This window comes from Mycobacterium sp. ACS1612, from assembly GCF_001667505.1.
Classification (GTDB): Bacteria; Actinomycetota; Actinomycetes; order Mycobacteriales; family Mycobacteriaceae; genus Mycobacterium.
The window spans coordinates 22,391-39,221 of sequence record NZ_LZHZ01000049.1; the positions used below are offsets into that span (position 1 = coordinate 22,391).

The window sequence follows — 16,831 nt, forward strand, 5'->3', positions numbered from 1 at the left end:
TCACTGTGCGCCGACCCCGGCCCCGACGTCTATGCCGTAGAGATCCGCGGCGTTTCGCCAGCACAACTTGTCGCGTTGGGCGTCGGTGAAGGCCGCGGGCACCGACAAATCGTTGAGCTGCCAATGCGGATAGCTCGATCCGTACATCACCATGTCGTCCTTGCCGGTGAAGCCGAACCACTCGCCTGCGAACTCGGTGTCACCGGGCCCGTCCATAGCGCCCTGTACGAAGTAGCTGTGGCCGGGCAGGTAGTCGCTCGGCATCTTCGGCGCCCAAGGCGTCTGCTCGAGGTGCGGCCTGCCGAAGCAGTCCATCCGCCAGATGAACGGCGTCAGAAGGTCGGCGGCCCCGTCCGCCCAGACGAACTTCAACGTGGGCATCTTTTCGAATACCCCTTCGACGATCAGGTTCATCAGGTGATACAGGAAGTTCAGTGCCATGAAGCTGACGTAGTTCTCGTACGTCCGCGGCACGCCCGACGGCGTCGGCGCGAAGGACACGCCTGCGCCCACCTCGATGTGCACCGACACCGGCAGACCGGCGTCGGCGGCCGCCTCCCACAGCGGCCAGTACTGCGGTTTGCCGTACAACTCGCGTGACTGCAGCGGGACACCGATCTGCACCACACGCGGGTGAGCGGCGTACTTAGTGATCTCGCGCAGCGCACCGGTGACGTCGTCGGGATTGACCCGGATGGTGCCACGGAACCGATCGGCATAGGAGTTGTCCGCCAGCCACCGCGACACCATCATTTCGTTGTGCGCCGCCGCGATGGCCGTGCCGAGGTGGCGGTCGGGCATGATGCCCCGCGTCATCGGGTGCAGGACGGCCACGTCGACGCCGCGTTCGCCGAACAACTGCCCGCCGACGAACTCGGGATCCGAGCCGGGATAGCGGCGATCTCCGTCGGTGTTCGGGGCGTACTCGCCGCCGGGGGCGCCGTACCAGTCCATCTCGTAGTCGGGGAAGCCGCGGCTCTTGAACGGTTCACGCAGGAAGCTGCGCAGGTCCTTGTTCGACTTGCTGAAGATGTGCACGCTGGCATCGATGACGGGGATGGTGACCCCGTTTTGTATCTGCACCGCCAAAGCTGTCCTCCGATGTCATCCGGGCGACGTGAGCGCGTTCGAGCGCTGCGCGAGGCGCGCCGAATAGTCTCAGTGTAAAGCGTTGTTCTTCAATAGCAAGAATCCAGTTCTCAGCGCTTCGCTTACCTTCGCCCAGGTCAGGGTGTGTGCTGGTCAGTCGCGTGGGATCGCCGTCGCGAAATGCGGTAGTCAAAACAAGAGAACGATTACGACACGTAATGAGAATGCTATTCTCGTCGTGGCGCGGCCTGACGCGATCACGTCCCCGGGAGGCTTTAGGTGTTACTGGAGTTCGATGCCGATCAGCGGCTGTGGCAGGAGACGGTCCGCGACGCCGTCACCAAGCAGTGTCCGCCGTCCCTGGTGCGCGACGTCGCGGAGAACGGCGTCGACCCGACACCGCTCTGGCAGGCCTACGTCGACGGCGGCTGGACAGAGCTGACGGATGCCGAGAACGCCGTCGAGTTGACGATCCTGCTGGAGGAACTCGGCCGCGCCACCGATCCGACGCCGTTTTTGGCGACGCTGAGCCAGTACGCGCCGCTCGCGGGGGACCGCTTCGATCCGCAGCAGGCCGGCACCGCGATCTACGGCGGCGTCACCGCGCGCCGCGACGCCGACGGGTGGGTGCTCGACGGCACTGCACACCATGTGCTCGACGGCGATCGCGCCGAAAGGCTCGCTGTCGTCACCCAAGCGGGGGTGTTCCTGGTCGACGCCGGCCAAGTGGTGACACGTCGAAGCCCGGTGTTCGATCCGGTGCTGCACATCGCCGAGGTGTCGTTCGCGGGCCTGCAGGTGTCCGATTCCGACCGGGTCGTCGTCGACGCCGAAAGGGCCAGGCATGTGGCGCTGGCCGGGATGGCCATCACCATGGTCGGCGCATGCCAGCGGATCCTCGACCTCGTCCTCGAACACGTCAAGCAGCGTCAGCAGTTCGGCGTCGCGATCGGATCGTTTCAGGCCGTTCAACACAAGGCCGTCGACATGCACGTCGCCATCGAGCGGGCCCGTGCGCTGTGCTACTTTGCCGCGCTGACGATTTCGGCCGACGATCCGCGCAGGAGGCTGGCCGCCGCGATGGCCAAAGCGGCCGCGGGGGAGTGCCAGGCACTTGTGTTCCGGCACGGCCTGCAGTTGTTCGGCGCGATGGGATTCACCTGGGAGAACGACTTGCAGTTCGCACTCAAACGGGCCAAGGCAGGCGAACTGCTCCTCGGCGGCGCGGCCGAACACCGGGACGTCATCGCGAACGAATACAGGCCCCTCTGATGCAGCTGACTTTTGATTCCGACGTCGAGGAGTTCCGCGCCGAGTTCGCGGCCTTCCTCGACGAGCATCTACCCTCAGCAGCCGACACGTTGGAGCGGCCGAAGTCGGTGTCGCACATGCCGCAGTGGGCGCGCGACTGGCAGCGGTTGTTGTTCGACAACGGTTGGCTGCTGCCCGCCCAGCCGCCGGAGTTCGGCGGCCGCAACGCCACGGTGCTGCAGCAGTTCGTGCATCTCGACGAGCTGTGCAGGCGCCGCATCTACCACAGCTTCAACCCGCAGGGCGTCAACATCGTTGCCGCATCGCTGATTTCGTTCGGCTCCGACGAACAGAAGCACCGCTGGGCGGTGCCGGTGCTTCGCGGCGAGATGACCGCGTCGCTGGGCATGAGCGAGCCGAGCGCGGGTTCGGACCTGGCGTCGCTGCGCACCCGCGCTCAGCTAGCCGGCGACCACTTCGTCGTCAACGGGCAGAAGGTGTGGACGTCGGGCGCGCACGACGCCGACTTCCTGCTGACGTTCGTGCGCACCGATCCGGATGCGCCCAAGCACAAGGGCATCAGCGCGCTGATCATCCCTACCGCGACCCCAGGCGTCGTGTGCCGCCCGTTCGCCGATATGACCGGGCAGGGCAACCTGGACTTCAACGAGGTGTTCTTCACCGACGCCCTGGTGCCCGCCGAGAACCTCGTCGGGCCGCTCAACGGCGGCTGGGCGGTGGCGAACGGATCCCTCGGCCACGAGCGCACCATGATGTGGCTCGGGTTCGCCGACCGGATCGACAACATGATCGCGGACTTCCGGCCGCGCACCGCGCTGGAACGCGATCAGTACGCCACCACGATCATGGACTATCAGGCACTGCGGGCAATGGGGTCGGCGGCGCTGGCCCGCGCGGCGCGCGGTGAGATGGACACCGCATCGGTGTCGGTGCTCAAGCTGTTCGGCTCCGAGGCGGAACGGCAGGCAATGGAGAACGCGCTGACCGCCGCGGGAGCCGACGGGCTCACCCACCCGTCGACGTCGGGCCCCTACGCGCATATGAACCTCGACCACTACTTCGCCAGTTGGTTCGAGCGCTATGCCCGCAGCTTCGGCGGCACCATCGCGGGCGGCACCTCTGAGATTCAGCGCAACATCATCGCCACCCAGGTACTGGGCCTGCCGCGGCGCTGAATCCGGTGACCGAGACGCTGCTCCTCGACCGGCCTCGGCCCGGTGTGGTTGTGCTACAACTGAATCGGCCGCAGCGGCTCAACGCGATCAACGAGGTGATGCGCGACGAACTCACGCAGACCTTCGCAACGATCAGTGCAGACGCATCCGTCCACGTCGTGGTGCTCACCGGCGCGGGCCGCGGGTTCTGTTCGGGCATCGATGTGCGCGATTTCGGGCCGACCCCGATCGAGGCGACGGACCCGGCGATCGACCGGTTACGGTTCCAGGAAGCGATGGCGGCCCTGCCGCAGGCCATCTGGCATTTACCGCAGCCGGTCATCGCCGCCGTCAACGGGCCGTGCGTCGGTGCGGGCTTCGCGCTGTGTCTGGCGTCTGACATCCGGATCTGCTCGACGGCGGCCGCATTCGGCAACGGCGCGATCCTGCTCGGCCTGTCCGGTGCTGAAATGGGCATGAGCTACCACCTGCCCCGGATCGTCGGCACCAGCGTCGCCGCCGACTGGATGCTGACCGGTCGCACGGTGTCCGCGGCCGAAGCTGACCGACGCGGTCTGGTCAGCGAACTGGTCGAACCGGAGCGTCTGCTGCAGCGTGCGCTGGAATTGGGCTCTGGCATCGCAGAACTCGCGCCGCTGGGGGTGCAGATGACCAAGCGTGCACTGCAGGTGAACACCGACGCGACCGGCCCGGACGCGGCCATGGAACTGGAGAACCGCAATCAGGTGCTCACCCACGCGACCGACGAGGCTGCGGCACGACGGAAGCGTTGAGAGGGGACGAACAATGGCGTGGGACTTCTCGACCGACCCCGAGTGGGCCGAACAACTCGCATGGGTGGAGGGCTTCGTCCGGTCGGAATGCGAACCGATCGACCTGATCGTCAAGGAGTCACACGATCTCAACGACCCGGTGCGCCAAGCGCTGATTCCGCCGCTTCAGAAGATCGTCAAGGACCGCGGCCTGTGGGCCACCCACCTCGGCCCACACTTGGGTGGTCCCGGCTATGGCCAGGTCAAACTGGCTCTGCTGAACGAGATCCTGGGCCGGTCGGAGTGCGCGCCCGTCGTTTTCGGATCCCAGGCTCCCGATTCGGGCAACAGCGAGATCCTGGCCCACTACGGCACGCCCGAACTCAAGAGGCGGTACCTGGAACCGCTGCTGGACAACCGCATCGTGTCGTGCTTTTCGATGACCGAACCGCAGGGCGGCGCCGACCCGAAAGTGTTCACCACCACCGCCACCCAGGACGGCGACCACTGGATCATCAACGGCGAGAAGTGGTTCTCGTCGTTCGCGTCAATGGCGTCCTTCATCATCGTGATGGCGATGACCGATCCGGACGCGCCGCCCTACGAACGCTATTCGATGTTCGTGGTGCCGGGTGAGACGCCCGGCATCAACGTGCTGCGCGACGTCGGGCTGGGACATCAGCCGCTGGGCGGCGGCCGTGAGGGATATGTCCGCTACGAGAACGTCCGGGTGCCTGCGGATCACATGCTCGGGCCCCGCGGTGGCGCGTTCGTGGTGGCCCAGACCCGGTTGGGCGGCGGCCGGATTCACCACGCGATGCGGACCGTCGGCCTGGTCCGGCGCATCTACGACATGATCTGCGAACGGGCGGTGTCGCGGTACACGCAGGGCGGAATGCTGTCGGACAAACAACTCGTCCAGGAGATGGTCGCCGACTCGTGGATGCAGATCGAGGCGTTCCGTCTGCTCACCCTGCAGACCGCGTGGAAGATCGACCAGCACAACGACTACAAGGCGGTGCGTGCCGATATCTCCGCGGTCAAGGCGATGATGCAGAAAGTGCTGCACGACGTCTCGTCGCGCGCGCTGCAATTGCACGGCTCGCTCGGCACGACACACGAAATGCCGTTCGTGTCATACCTTGTCGAGTCCTTCGTGCTCGGGCTGGCCGACGGCCCGACCGAGGTGCACAAGGTGACGCTGGCCCGGCTGCTCCTCAAGGATTGCAAGCCCGCCCCCGACATGTTCCCGTCGGAACACCTGCTTCGGCTGCGCGCGGCCGCCGAAGCGAAATTCGCCGGCAAGCTGGCCGGAATCAACCGGTCATGACGTCGTCGTGTGCGGGCAAGGTGGCCCTGGTGACCGGCGCCAGCCGGGGGCTCGGCAAAGCGATCGCGCAACGGCTCGCCGCGGAGGGCGCAACGGTCGCGCTGACCGCGCGCACGCTGCACCCTGACCCCAAGTATCAAGGCTCCCTAAGCCAGACATTGGCGGAGATCGAAGCCGCGGGAGGCCGCGCCGTCGCGGTCCAAGCCGATCTGTCCAACGCCGAGGACCGCCAACGTCTCTTCAACGAGGTGGTCGACGCCGTCGGGCCGCCCGACATCCTGGTCAACAACGCCGCCGTCACATTCCTGCGTCCGCTCGACCAGTTCCCGGAGCGGCGGGTGCGGTTGATGACGGAGATGCACGTGTTGGCGCCCCTGCACCTGACTCAGCTGGCGATACCCGCGATGCGCGAGCGCGGTCGCGGCTGGGTGCTCAACGTGACGTCGGTCGGCGCCGATCTGCCGGAGGGTCCTCCTTTTTCGGAATTCGACCGCACCGCCGGTTTCGGCATCTACGGAACCGTCAAGGCCGCGCTGAATCGGCTCACCAAAAGCCTTGCCGCCGAACTGTTCGACGACGGGATCGCCGTCAACGCCGCGGCGCCGACCAATCCGGTGGCCACCCCCGGTGCGGGCACCCTGGACCTCGCCAAGATCGATACCGAGGATATCGAGCTGATCACCGAGACGGCGGTCATATTGTGCACCGGTGACCCCAAGGTGCTCACCGGTCACATCGCGCATACTCAGACGTTCCTGCGGAAGATCGGCTGGCTGAGTTGAGGTTTGATTTCGCCAGGCGCGTACGCCGCTTCGAGGAGGGGGTCACTGATGAGGTGTCCGAAGGCCCGGACTTCCCCGTGACGCGGGCATCGGGTTGTCCATTCGCTCCGCTATCGAAAGCGTTGCAGCTCAACGCAACCAGTCCGCTGAGCCGCGTCAGGACTTCGGACGGCCTGCCGTGAAGCGACTCAGTGGCTGGGATGCGCTGCTCTTGTACAGCGAGACCCCCAACGTGCACCAGCACATGCTGAAAGTGGCAGTTGTGGATATCTCAGACTTCCAGGGTGAGCCGACCTTCGAGGTGTTCCGGGAGACGTTGCGCCGCCGCCTGCCTCTCCTTGAGCCGCTGCGCTATCAGTTGGCCGGCTTCCCGCTGCAGCGTCCGGTGTGGCGCGAAGACGCCCGCGCCGACCTCGACTACCACGTTCGTCCCGTGACGGTGCCAGCTCCCGGTGGCCGGCGCGAGCTGGATGAGGTGATCGGCGCGATCGCAAGCACGCCGCTGGATCGCAGCCGCCCGCTGTGGGAGATCCATTACGCCCAAGGACTGGCCGATCGCCGGGTCGCGGTGATCGGCAAGGTGCACCATGCGCTCGCTGACGGTGTGGCCTTGGCGAATCTGATGGCGCGCGGGATGGAATGGCCTGACCGACCCGTGGATGAGAGTGGCACGGACTCGCGGCGCACGCCGCCGCCGTCAGCGACGGAATTGATCAGAGCCGCCAGGCGACACGACCTCCGCCGGCTTAGGAAGCTGCCGGGCGTGGTGGGCGACGGGGTCGTGGGCATATATCGGCTGCGGCGCCGGGCGCAGGGGCGCGGTCGAGATCCGGATCTAGGTTCTCGCCGATGGCCGAACACTCGACGATCCACACAATGTCACCGACGCGATGATCCGCGCATTCATCGAAATCCGCCGGGGCGCGGGCTTTGCCGACGCGCATACCCGGATCGAGAGTGCAATGCCCCAGGCCACTCCTGGTTAGCGATTCCGCTCAGCGCCTGCCATGAACAGAAGCTTGTTGCTGGACAGCGACGTACATGGTTCCAGTATCGCAGCCGCGGTGACGGCGATTGAGGCTTGGTGGCCGTAAAGCCTTGTGCGTCAATGCGCGTTCAGACCAGTCAGCGGTTGAGTAGCTGCGTGGCGAACGCGCCGGCGTTGCCTGCGCGTCAGCCACTGGATCGAGCGCTAAACCGGTATTCCCGCCGCTGCCGCATCACGGCCGACAACTCCGTCGACCCAAATGGTCCGAGGTCGGGATGAACCGCCGTACCCGAGGCGGGCCGTCGAGTCGCCCGCGCAGGTTGACCATGCGCTGCCGAAGGTTGACGCCGACGTCAGGCCGGCCTCGCGATTTCGACGTGTTCCCAACAGGCGGCGTCATCGACCGCAACACCGGCGCGGGGCTGCGCGGACTAACCCTCGGACCCGCCAGCGCGCGGAAACCGCAGCGCCACAGGTAGTGAGCGATGTGCTGACAAACACTGTGTCAGGCACGTCCCCGGCCTCACATTAAGCGCCGCGGTTGTCGTTGCGCCCCAGTACAGCAATTGTCGACCTGCCGCTGCGCCGTTGTTTCTAGGCTGGGGAGATGAAGCGGCTCTCCAGCGTTGATGCGGCGTTCTGGTTTGCAGAGACACCGGGCTGGCACATGCACGTCGGCGGCCTGGTGATCTGCGACCCGTCGAACGCCCCCGATTTCTCATTCGATGCGGTTCGCGAACTGTTGGCCAGCCGGCTGCCCGAAGTGCCGCAGCTCCGTTATCGGGTGGCCGGTGCGCCACTGGGATTAGACCGCCCATGGTTCGTCGAGGACGCCGAGCTCGACATCGACTTTCACATCCGCCGGATCGCGGTGCCCGCCCCGGGGGGCCGCAAGGAACTCGACGACCTCGTCGGCCGGTTGATGTCTTACAAACTGGATCGCGCCCGACCGCTATGGGAGCTCTGGTTCATCGAGGGCGTCGAACACGGCCGCGTGGCCATCCTGACGAAAATGCACCACGCTCTCATCGATGGCGTTTCCGGCGCCGGGCTTAGTGAGATCTTGCTCGACGCCACGCCCGAACCGCGCCCGCCGGCGGATGCGCCCACGGAGTCGTTGGTCGGTGTGGGCATGCCGCGGTTGGAGCTGCGTGCGCTCGGTGGAATGTTCAACCTCGCGGTGATGACGCCTTACCGGGTGCTGCGCATGGTCGAGCAGACCGTACGCCAGCAGTTGGCGGTGTTCGGGCTGTCTGACAAGCCGCCCCGCTACTTCGACGCACCGACCACGCGCTTCAATGCCTCGATCTCGCCGCACCGGCGCGTCAGCGGGAGCCGGGTGCCACTGGATCGGGTCAAGGCGGTCAAGGACGCGTTCGGCGTTAAGGTCAACGACGTGGTGCTCGCGATGGTGTGCGGGGCGCTGCGCAGCTACTTGCTGGACCGCGGGGAGCTGCCCGACCGGTCACTGCTTGCACAGATTCCGGTGTCCACGCGCGGCGACGATACTGCAGTGGGCAACCAAATCACCTCGACTACTGTCAGTCTTCCCACCGATATTGCGGACCCCAGTGAGCGGCTCAAAGCGATCCACGCCAGCGCGAAGGGTGCCAAGACGATGGCCAAAGCGCTCACTGCTCACCAGATCATGGGGTTGACCGAAATCACGCCTCCCGGGTTACTCGCACTGGCCGCGCGCGCATACACCGCCAGCCGGATCGGAGAAAACGTCGCGCCGATCAACCTGGTGGTCTCCAACGTGCCCGGGCCGGATTTTCCTATCTACATGGCCGGGGCGGTCCTGGAAACTTTGTTGCCCATCGGTCCGCTGGTGATGGACGTCGGGCTCAACATCACCTGCTTCAGCTACCGCGGATCGATCGACTTCGGGTTCGTCACCACCCCCGAAATCGCCAACGACATCGACGAGCTGGCCGACGGCATTGAACCCGCACTAAGCGAACTCGAGCAACTCGCTGGTACCGCGGCATCCGACTGAGCGCGCCCGTTCGGGCGTTGTCAGCCCTTGGGCCGTGAGCCGGCCGCCAGCGCATCGGGGTACTCGTCGTAGTAAGGCACGTAACCATCCTGGCGGCCTTCCAGGACGTAAAGCGGATCGTCGATATCGGAGCCGAAGCCCTCGTCGCGCAGATCGACCTTTTTGCTCTTGAACGTCGAGGTCTGCTCCAGCGAATGGAGGACCCGCACGAACAACGGCACCGCGTAGCCGGGCAGGTGCTGGTACACGGTGTTGGCCAACGACTTGCCGTCAAATTCCGTTCCTTGTCGGCACACGATGGCCGCCATTCCGGCGCGCCCGTCGGTGCCAGGCACCTGCACCCCGAAGACTGTGACGGCTTCGACGGACGGGTCTTCCGACACGGCCGCCTCGACGTCGGTCGTCGCGACGTTCTCGCCCTTCCACCGGAACGTGTCACCGAGCCGGTCGACGAAAGCGGCGTGTCGCCAGCCCTGTGGACGCATCAGGTCCCCGGTGTTCAACCACACGTCACCGTCCCGAAAAGCGTTGCGCACCAACTTTTTCTCGGTCGCCTCAGCATCGGTGTAGCCCTCGAACGGCTGAATGTTGCTGACCTTGCTCAACAGCAGGCCCGGCTTGCCGCCGCGCACCTTGTGCACCCGCCCCTTCTCGTCGCGAACCGGTTCGCCGATCTCGGGGTCGTACTCGACGAACGCGACCGGCGTCGGACAGATGCCGGCGGTCTTGGGGATGTTGAACACGTTGACGAACCCGGTGTTGCCTTCGCTGGCCCCATAGAATTCGAAGACGCGTGGAATGTTGAATCGCGTGGTGAACTCTTCCCAGATGTCGGGGCGCAGCCCATTGCCGGCGATCAGCCGCACCTTGTGTTGGCGGTCGGTGTCCTTCTCTGGCTGGTTGAGCAGATAGCGGCAGATGTCGCCGATGTAGACGAACGCGGTGGCGTCGTAGCGGATGACCTCGTTCCAAAACCTGGACGCCGAGAACGAGCGGCCCAACGCGAGAGTGGCACCGGCACTGAGCACTCCTGCCACCGCCACGGTCAGCGCGCTGTTGTGGTACAGCGGCAGGCAGCAGTAAAGCGTGTCGCTGCTCTTCAACCGCATCCCAAAGGCACCAGCCCCCCCAAGCGCGCCCAGCCACCGGTAGTGCGTCATCACACTGGCCTTCGGCGCGCCGGTGGTTCCCGACGTGAAGATGTAGAAGGCCTTGTCCTTGGCCCGCACAGACGAGGCGGCCAACGGATCGTCGGTCGGCGCGTCCGCCGCCAGCCGCTCCAGTTCATCGGCCGTGATCGATTCGGCGATCTGCCCGTCGGCTTCGTCGACGGCTTTGAGTAGCTCCTCGTCGGCGAGCATGACTTTGGCGTTCAAGACCTCGACGCTGTGCGCGAGCACCTTGCCGCGGTGGTTGAAGTTAAGCATTCCGGCGACCGCGCCGAGCTTCACGACCGCGAGCATCAGCAGAACCACACGCGGCGAGTTCTTCAGCATGATGCCCACGACGTCGCCGTGCCGAACGCCACGTCGGGCCAGCACGGCTGCGTACCGGTTGACCGTCTCGTTGGCCTGGCGGTAGGTCAGGATTTCATCGTCGAATTTGATGAACACGCGATCGCCATACCGCGCGGCGCGGTCGGCGAAGACCTTGCCGATCGACATCTTGACCGACCGATGCACAGGCAGACCGGTCAGCACACCGCGAATGATGGCGGGTGCGTCCTTCAACAGACCGGGTAGCCCCTCGGCGATGTCTTTCAGCCCGACGGTGTCCTCAGCCATGAGGTCTAACCCCGCGCGCGGTCGAAAAGGACCACTGGATTGTCATGCACCAGCGAGTACCCCGCGGCCCAGGTCTCCAACAGTTCCTTTCGCGTGCGTCGACCGAGGCGCTCCATCACCGTTTCCGTTGTCTCCACGCCGCGTCGACAAGCCACGACTGCACCAAAGCATCGTCAATGAACTGCTGCACCGGCCGTGCCCGAAAAAACCCGGTGTGACCGCCGGGATACCAACAGATCTGGGGTTTGCCCCAGTGCTCCCAGAGCCGGGTGGACTCGTCGCGAGGGTGTACCAGCCTGTCGGCGACGCCGGCGTAAAGGTAGCGGCCCTGCATCGGCACCTTGGGAGTCAGCGCGATTGGGGAGATCATCCGGCCGATGGGCTTGGCCACCGTAAGCATCCGGCTAAGGGCTTCGTAGTCGCCGAGGCCGGCATGGCGGCCGACCAGATCGACCAGATCGGCGACCGGGACGCCGAGAATCGCACAGGCGAGGCCGTCGTCCAAGCTGGCGACCAGCGACGTGAGGTAACCGCCGAGTGAGACGCCGTACAACCCGATCGGAGAGCCCGGATCATACGACCGTATCCACGACAACAGACGACGGATATCCCACACCGCATGGGCTGTCCCGTGGACGTCGTCCAGCACATCTTCGCCGGGGAAGGCGGCGCGCTTGGGCAGGCCCCGCGCACGGGGACCATGCATGGGAAGGACGGGAAGCACGACGTTGAGGCCGAGGTCCTGGTGCAGATGCCAGGCCCGAAACAGCGCGAGGTCCAGGGCGGCTCGCCCCATCTCCGCGCCGTGCACACACACCAGCCATGGTCGCGGCTCGTGGTGTCGCAACATCAAGCCGTACTCGCGGCTGTTGGCGGCGTAGCTCAACCACCGTTCGCGGCCCGGTTCGCCCGCACGCGGCTCATACTCACTGTCGAAGAAGATGCGCTCGTACGTCCGCCCCAGGCTCTTGACGGGCCTGATGGACACGTCGGTCAGCGTCGGCGGTGCTGCGAAGAAGCCCTCAGGGTCCTTCAACCACCCCATTTCGCGATAAAACTCAAGTGCGGCGATCACCTCGCCTCTGATCCGTTCGATCGTCGTCGGATCCGGGGGTGATCGCATTAAATGAAAGCCCAGCAGCACGATTTCGTCGCCGAACGCATGCGCCGCGAGCGCAAGTGTCGGTCGTGCCACTGGAAGCTCGTCGGCCTGACGATCCAGATAGTTGCCCCAGCACCGGGCGTAAAAGCCGCCGGTCCGGGTGAACGGCCCCAGCACCTGTGCCAGCGGAAGGGCACCGCCGCGCCGCCGGTCAGGCTCGTACGCTTCGCCGGCGTCGCCTGGTGCGGTAGCCGGAATGCCTGCCTGCTCGCTGTCCTGCATGTGATCTCTACTTCGCCCGCCAAGCGGTTGGAATCGAGTCGTTGACCAACCCTAGCGCCGGGGACAAGGCGCCGACTTCGAACCAGTGGCTGACTTCTGCCGACCTCGTGTCCCGTCCGGAACCGATCATCCACAAGGTCGGTAGGAACGGGGCTAGGCAAACGAATTCAAATTCGCCGGAACAGCCCGTTATGGGCAAACCGTGTCGCGCACACGTGCTGTAATGGGAGCATGGATGGGCGCCGCCGCCCATTGGGCTTGCCGTGGCTTCCGCCGCGAGTGCCCGGCATCGCGCCGGTGGGTCGCGTGCCGGCCGGCCGCACCGTGGAGCTACCAGGACGTGGTAGCACCTTTGTGGTCGACTCCGGGCCGGTTGCGGATGGACCCACGTTCTTCATGCTGCACTCATTGGCCTGCACGGGGCTGATGACGTGGTATCCGACGTTGGCGATGATGCGCGAGTTCGGCCGTGTAGTGGTATTCGACCAACGTGGCCATGGTCAGGGCATCTCGGCCGCACGGTTCTTGTTGGAGGACTGCGCCGACGACGCTGCCGCACTCGCGGATGTACTAGGCGTACGGACGTTCGTTCCTGTCGGTTACTCGATGGGATCGTTTGTAGCGCAATTAATCTGGCGTCGCCACCCACAAAAGGTTGACGGTCTGGTGCTGTGCGCGGGAGCCGCGGCATACAACCGCGTCGCCTATGAGCGGTTGGCAACCGGTCTGTTCGCGGCGATACTCGACGCAATCAGCCCCCCTGCGCGCTCGCCCGCCGCTGCCGCGCTCGCTGCCGCCGAGCTCATCACAAATGACAGCGAGTGGCTGCTCGGGGAGGTCCGCACCACCAGCCTCGGAGCCATTACCCGCGCGATCGCCGAACTCCTGCGGTTCGACTCCACATCGTGGGTGACCGAGATCGATGTGCCTACGTCGGTTGTGATTCCTCTGCGCGACCGCGCCATTGGCGTGGCACGCCAACGCTGGCTGGCCAGCCAGATAACCGATTCGCATATCGTGACCGTGGACGCGGGCCACGCGGGCTGCACGCTGCGGTCCAACAACTTTGTGAGGGGACTGCGCGAGGCAATCGAATCGGTGCACCGTCGTCTGGTTACCGAGCAAGCAGGCTAACCCCCCATCGAACGCCTTCAGCGAACAGCTTCGCAGTGACGTCCTGTGCCGCAATCGATCCCGCGGCCTGTCTGTCAGCGTCGAAGGACGTTCGGGCGACTGTACTCTTGCTTGAGTGTCAGAGACTTGCCGGAGAATCGACTGTCGGGCAATTCCGTCGTGAAGCTCAACGTCGAGGACGATGTACGCCGCGCCGAACTCACAGTCGCTGCAGCGCGAACGTCCAGAATTGGGAACCGGGCGGACCGTTGAAGCAGCCGACGTCGTAATTGGACTCGATGGTTCCGGCGAGCGTGACCTCGTCCCACGTCCAGGTTTCTTGTGTCGGCAATGAATAGCCGGGAAGGCATTGCAATCCGTCGGGCACGTTTACGTTCAAGGTATATCGGCCGTTGGCTAGGTGCGCGTCGCCGTCGTAATAGGCGTAGAACTTCAGTCGCGGTATCGCGCTGATGTCCAGGCAGTCTGGGGCAGGTGGCTGACAATTCGAGATGAACCACACCCACGATGCCCGCTCGTACCGGTTGGTCAGTACGTCGTAATTTCCCACCAGCATCCCCGCGTCGGCCGGCGGGGCGAGCAGCGCCGCGACGGCCGACAGCGCCGCGGCGACGATCGTGACCATGACGGACTTCACGGTTCCTCCAATCACCCGACGGCTGCCAATCAAATCACTTAGCGAAACCCTTTGGTTGGTATCAGTCGATTACCGCCGCTTCCTTGCGTTCGGTGATCGGCCGGGCCAGTTCCTGTTCGTTGCAGATGCGTTGCAGCTTCTCCAACGTCTCGTCGAGACCTGGACCCAGCGGCTTGCTCGGGGTGAACGTCGCGGGCAGATGCTTCATGCCCTGGATTACGCCGATGGTCTCGTAATGCTCGGTGCCCCCGGGGTCACACACATAGTCGGGCATCCGATCGAGCACAGCGGTGAGCATCGACTTGAAGACCGATCGGGCGACGTTCGAGCCGACGCACCGGTGCAGGCCGATGCCAAAGCTGAAGTGGCGGTTGCCTTTCCGGTCCATGACCAATTCGTTGGGTTGCTCGAACACCGACGGGTCGCGGTTGGCCATCGCCCACGAGATCCAGAGTCGCTCGCCCTCTTTGAATCTCGTCCCCTCGACCTCCACATCCTCCGAGAACGTGCGGCCGTCACCTGGCGCGGGTGTGAAGAACCGGAGGAATTCCTCGGTCGCGGGATTGAGCAGGGTGTCGCGGTTCCGGCTGAGCAGTGCACGCTGATCGGGGTGATCGGACAGCCACTCCAGCGCGTGCGCGGTCAGCGCGGTGGTGGTGTCGAATCCGCCGCCGATGATCAGCCCGAGGTTGCCCAGGATTTCCAGATCCGGGGCGGGTTCGCCGTCGATCCGCAGTTGCAGCAGCGCGTTGATCAACCCCGGTCGCGGGTTCTCCCGGACCTCCATCATGGTGTTGATCATGTCGATGCCCATCTGCCGGTTCATCTCGGCGACGCGCGGGGCGTCGGGGGAGTGCTCCGGGGTGGACACGGACAGGTGCGCAGGCTCGCTGTAGACCGGCCACTTCTTCAACTCGATGCCCATCATCGCCAGCGTGAGCACCGCGGGCACGATGTTGGCGAGGTCGTCGACGAAGTCGATCCGGCCTGATTCGATCTTCTCGTCGAGCGCCGCGCGCACGATCTCGTCGACGAACGGCTGCCACCTCTTGACAGCTGCGGGCGACAGATACGGGTTCAGCGCGCCCCGGTAGGTGCTGTGTTCGGGTTCGTCCATCTCGAGGATGCCGCCGCGCACCACTGTCGCGCGTTGCGCCTTGGGGATGGTGATGCCCTGGTAGGGCGTTTCGCCGGTGAGGTCGTGATGATTGGAAACCGCGGGGCAGCGCGCCAATTCGAAGACATGCTTGCTGTCAGCGGCCACCCAGTGCCCGTTGTAGGTGTCCGACCACGCCATCGGGCATTTGGCCTGCATTTCTTCGGTGATCTTCTCGAACTGCAGCCGATACTCCGGCGTGTGGCGATCGAAGTAGTAGCGGTTCTTCTTGCGATCGGCGGCGCTCAAGTCGTCGACGCTCAAAATCCTGTCTCCCTTATTCTTCGATCGAGATGGCCTGTTCCGGGCACGAATGCACGGCGTCGCGAACGGCGTCCTCCTGGTCGGCGGGAACGACTTCATTCACCGGTGACGACGTGCCGTCAATGTCGCTGAGCTCGAACGAATCCGGCGCGATCATCGAGCACAGCGTGTGGCCTTGGCAGCGCGCTGAATCAACGAAAACCTTCATGCATCAGTCCGATCAGATGTGGTAGTCGTACCACTTGAGGTAGCCGCCCGCGTCGACGCGCTGCTGCGTGCCGGTGATGTAGCGGGCCTCGTCGGACGCCAGGAAGAGAACCATGTTGCTGATGTCCTCGGGTTCGATCCACGGCACCTTCATGGCCTGCTGCACATAGAACACCGGTTCGGCGTCGGCCTTGGTCGGGTGCTCCAGGTCGGGGCGGAACGACTTGTACATCGGCTCGCTCTGCAGCATCGCGGTGTTGCAATTCGTCGGGTGAACGACGTTGGCGCGGATACCTCGCGGCGCCAATTCGGTCGCCAGGTTGTGGACGTACTGTGACAGCAGCCGCTTCGAGTGGAGGTAGGCGGCGCCACCCGGGTCGGTGCCGGGGTTGTCGTTCTTCGAGACATCCATCAGGGCGGCGGTCGAACCGGTGGCGATGATCGATGCGCCCTCACGGAGATGAGGCAGTGCGACATGGATGGCGTTCAGCGTGCCGATCAGGTTGGTGTTGATCACGTCGACCCAGGCATGCATGTCGCAGGAGCCCTTCATGCCCGCGATGCCCGCCGACGTGACGACGATGTCGAGACCACCCAGTTCTGAGACGCCGTTGTCCACCGCGGCTTTGAGCTGTCCCGCATCGCTGACGTCAACCTTGGCCGTGACGACACGCTGCCCCGTCTTCTCGATGAACTGCGCGGTCTCCTCGAGATCCTCCGGCGTGGCCATCGGATAACCGACCGTCGCGAAGTCCTCGCACCGGTCGACGGCGATGATGTCCGCGCCCTCTTCGGCGAGCCGTATCGCGTGGCTGCGGCCCTGGCCGCGCCCCGCGCCGGTGACAAAAGCGACCTTCCCCTGAACGCGTCCCATTGAA

15 protein-coding genes are annotated in these 16,831 nt (G+C 65.0%); 8 read left to right on the forward strand and 7 right to left on the reverse strand.

Features of this window, described 5'->3' with window-relative positions; genetic code table 11:
• Positions 1-1,083 (reverse strand): amidohydrolase family protein, encoded by a 1,083-nt coding sequence (locus A5724_RS19665; RefSeq protein ID WP_067805749.1) that lies wholly within the window; start codon positions 1,081-1,083, stop codon positions 1-3.
• Positions 1,084-1,368: 285 nt separating this feature from the next.
• On the opposite strand from A5724_RS19665, the gene A5724_RS19670 reads away from it, so the two are divergent.
• The 7 genes from A5724_RS19670 (at position 1,369) to A5724_RS19700 (ending at position 9,387) form a co-directional block, all read left to right on the forward strand.
• The gene (locus tag A5724_RS19670) at positions 1,369-2,361 is read left to right on the forward strand and encodes an acyl-CoA dehydrogenase family protein (RefSeq protein WP_067805752.1); all 993 of its coding nucleotides are present in this window, start codon (positions 1,369-1,371) and stop codon (positions 2,359-2,361) included.
• Positions 2,361-3,536 (forward strand): acyl-CoA dehydrogenase family protein, encoded by a 1,176-nt coding sequence (locus A5724_RS19675; protein ID WP_067805755.1) that lies wholly within the window; start codon positions 2,361-2,363, stop codon positions 3,534-3,536. Before A5724_RS19670 ends, A5724_RS19675 begins: the two co-directional genes overlap by 1 nt.
• Before the next feature lie 5 nt (positions 3,537-3,541).
• Positions 3,542-4,309, forward strand: coding sequence for an enoyl-CoA hydratase/isomerase family protein (locus tag A5724_RS19680; RefSeq protein ID WP_067805758.1), 768 nt, complete (start codon positions 3,542-3,544; stop codon positions 4,307-4,309).
• A 13-nt stretch (positions 4,310-4,322) separates the two neighbouring features.
• On the forward strand, positions 4,323-5,618 hold the full coding sequence (locus tag A5724_RS19685) for an acyl-CoA dehydrogenase family protein (protein WP_067805761.1): 1,296 nt from the start codon (positions 4,323-4,325) through the stop codon (positions 5,616-5,618).
• On the forward strand, positions 5,615-6,400 hold the full coding sequence (locus A5724_RS19690; RefSeq protein ID WP_067805765.1) for an SDR family NAD(P)-dependent oxidoreductase: 786 nt from the start codon (positions 5,615-5,617) through the stop codon (positions 6,398-6,400). Before A5724_RS19685 ends, A5724_RS19690 begins: the two co-directional genes overlap by 4 nt.
• Positions 6,401-6,578: 178 nt before the next feature.
• A complete protein-coding gene (locus A5724_RS33215) occupies positions 6,579-7,478 on the forward strand; it encodes a wax ester/triacylglycerol synthase domain-containing protein (RefSeq protein ID WP_082965150.1) in 900 nt (299 codons plus the stop codon).
• Between the two features lie 517 nt (positions 7,479-7,995).
• Positions 7,996-9,387 carry a wax ester/triacylglycerol synthase family O-acyltransferase gene (locus tag A5724_RS19700; RefSeq protein ID WP_067805771.1) on the forward strand — a complete coding sequence of 464 codons (1,392 nt, stop codon included), beginning with the start codon at positions 7,996-7,998 and terminating at the stop codon, positions 9,385-9,387.
• Between the two features lie 20 nt (positions 9,388-9,407).
• Here A5724_RS19700 and fadD6 read toward each other — a convergent pair whose 3' ends face one another.
• Together fadD6 and A5724_RS19710 are read right to left on the reverse strand one after the other, a co-directional pair.
• Complete coding sequence (gene fadD6, locus A5724_RS19705; RefSeq protein ID WP_067805775.1) at positions 9,408-11,171, reverse strand: long-chain-acyl-CoA synthetase FadD6; 1,764 nt, start codon at positions 11,169-11,171, stop codon at positions 9,408-9,410.
• A 115-nt stretch (positions 11,172-11,286) separates the two neighbouring features.
• Positions 11,287-12,555, reverse strand: coding sequence for a S9 family peptidase (locus tag A5724_RS19710; RefSeq protein WP_232004903.1), 1,269 nt, complete (start codon positions 12,553-12,555; stop codon positions 11,287-11,289).
• 279 nt (positions 12,556-12,834) lie between these two features.
• Here A5724_RS19710 and A5724_RS19715 point away from each other — a divergent pair, with 279 nt between their 5' ends.
• A complete protein-coding gene (locus A5724_RS19715; RefSeq protein WP_232004904.1) occupies positions 12,835-13,689 on the forward strand; it encodes an alpha/beta fold hydrolase in 855 nt (284 codons plus the stop codon).
• 199 nt (positions 13,690-13,888) lie between these two features.
• On the opposite strand, the gene A5724_RS19720 is transcribed toward A5724_RS19715, so the two are convergent.
• From A5724_RS19720 to A5724_RS19735, 4 genes are all read right to left on the reverse strand, one after another.
• Entirely contained in the window at positions 13,889-14,314 is a 426-nt protein-coding gene (locus A5724_RS19720; protein ID WP_067805931.1) for a hypothetical protein, read from the reverse strand.
• A 73-nt stretch (positions 14,315-14,387) separates the two neighbouring features.
• Complete coding sequence (locus A5724_RS19725) at positions 14,388-15,746, reverse strand: cytochrome P450 (RefSeq protein ID WP_197518724.1); 1,359 nt, start codon at positions 15,744-15,746, stop codon at positions 14,388-14,390.
• Positions 15,747-15,759: 13 nt separating this feature from the next.
• Positions 15,760-15,954, reverse strand: a complete 195-nt coding sequence (locus tag A5724_RS19730) for a ferredoxin (RefSeq protein WP_067805778.1) — start codon at positions 15,952-15,954, stop codon at positions 15,760-15,762.
• Between the two features lie 12 nt (positions 15,955-15,966).
• On the reverse strand, positions 15,967-16,827 hold the full coding sequence (locus A5724_RS19735; RefSeq protein ID WP_067805781.1) for a mycofactocin-coupled SDR family oxidoreductase: 861 nt from the start codon (positions 16,825-16,827) through the stop codon (positions 15,967-15,969).
• Positions 16,828-16,831 lie beyond the last annotated feature (4 nt).

Coding starts and splice junctions, on each gene's coding strand:
- A5724_RS19675 (WP_067805755.1), top strand. CDS start 2,361: ATGCAGCTGACTTTTGATTCCGACGTCGAGGAGTTCCGCGCCGAGTTC.
- A5724_RS19735 (WP_067805781.1), bottom strand. CDS start 16,827: ATGGGACGCGTTCAGGGGAAGGTCGCTTTTGTCACCGGCGCGGGGCGC.
- A5724_RS19685 (WP_067805761.1), top strand. CDS start 4,323: ATGGCGTGGGACTTCTCGACCGACCCCGAGTGGGCCGAACAACTCGCA.
- A5724_RS19720 (WP_067805931.1), bottom strand. CDS start 14,314: ATGGTCACGATCGTCGCCGCGGCGCTGTCGGCCGTCGCGGCGCTGCTC.
- A5724_RS19710 (WP_232004903.1), bottom strand. CDS start 12,555: ATGCAGGACAGCGAGCAGGCAGGCATTCCGGCTACCGCACCAGGCGAC.
- A5724_RS19730 (WP_067805778.1), bottom strand. CDS start 15,954: ATGAAGGTTTTCGTTGATTCAGCGCGCTGCCAAGGCCACACGCTGTGC.
- fadD6 (WP_067805775.1), bottom strand. CDS start 11,171: ATGGCTGAGGACACCGTCGGGCTGAAAGACATCGCCGAGGGGCTACCC.
- A5724_RS19690 (WP_067805765.1), top strand. CDS start 5,615: ATGACGTCGTCGTGTGCGGGCAAGGTGGCCCTGGTGACCGGCGCCAGC.
- A5724_RS19700 (WP_067805771.1), top strand. CDS start 7,996: ATGAAGCGGCTCTCCAGCGTTGATGCGGCGTTCTGGTTTGCAGAGACA.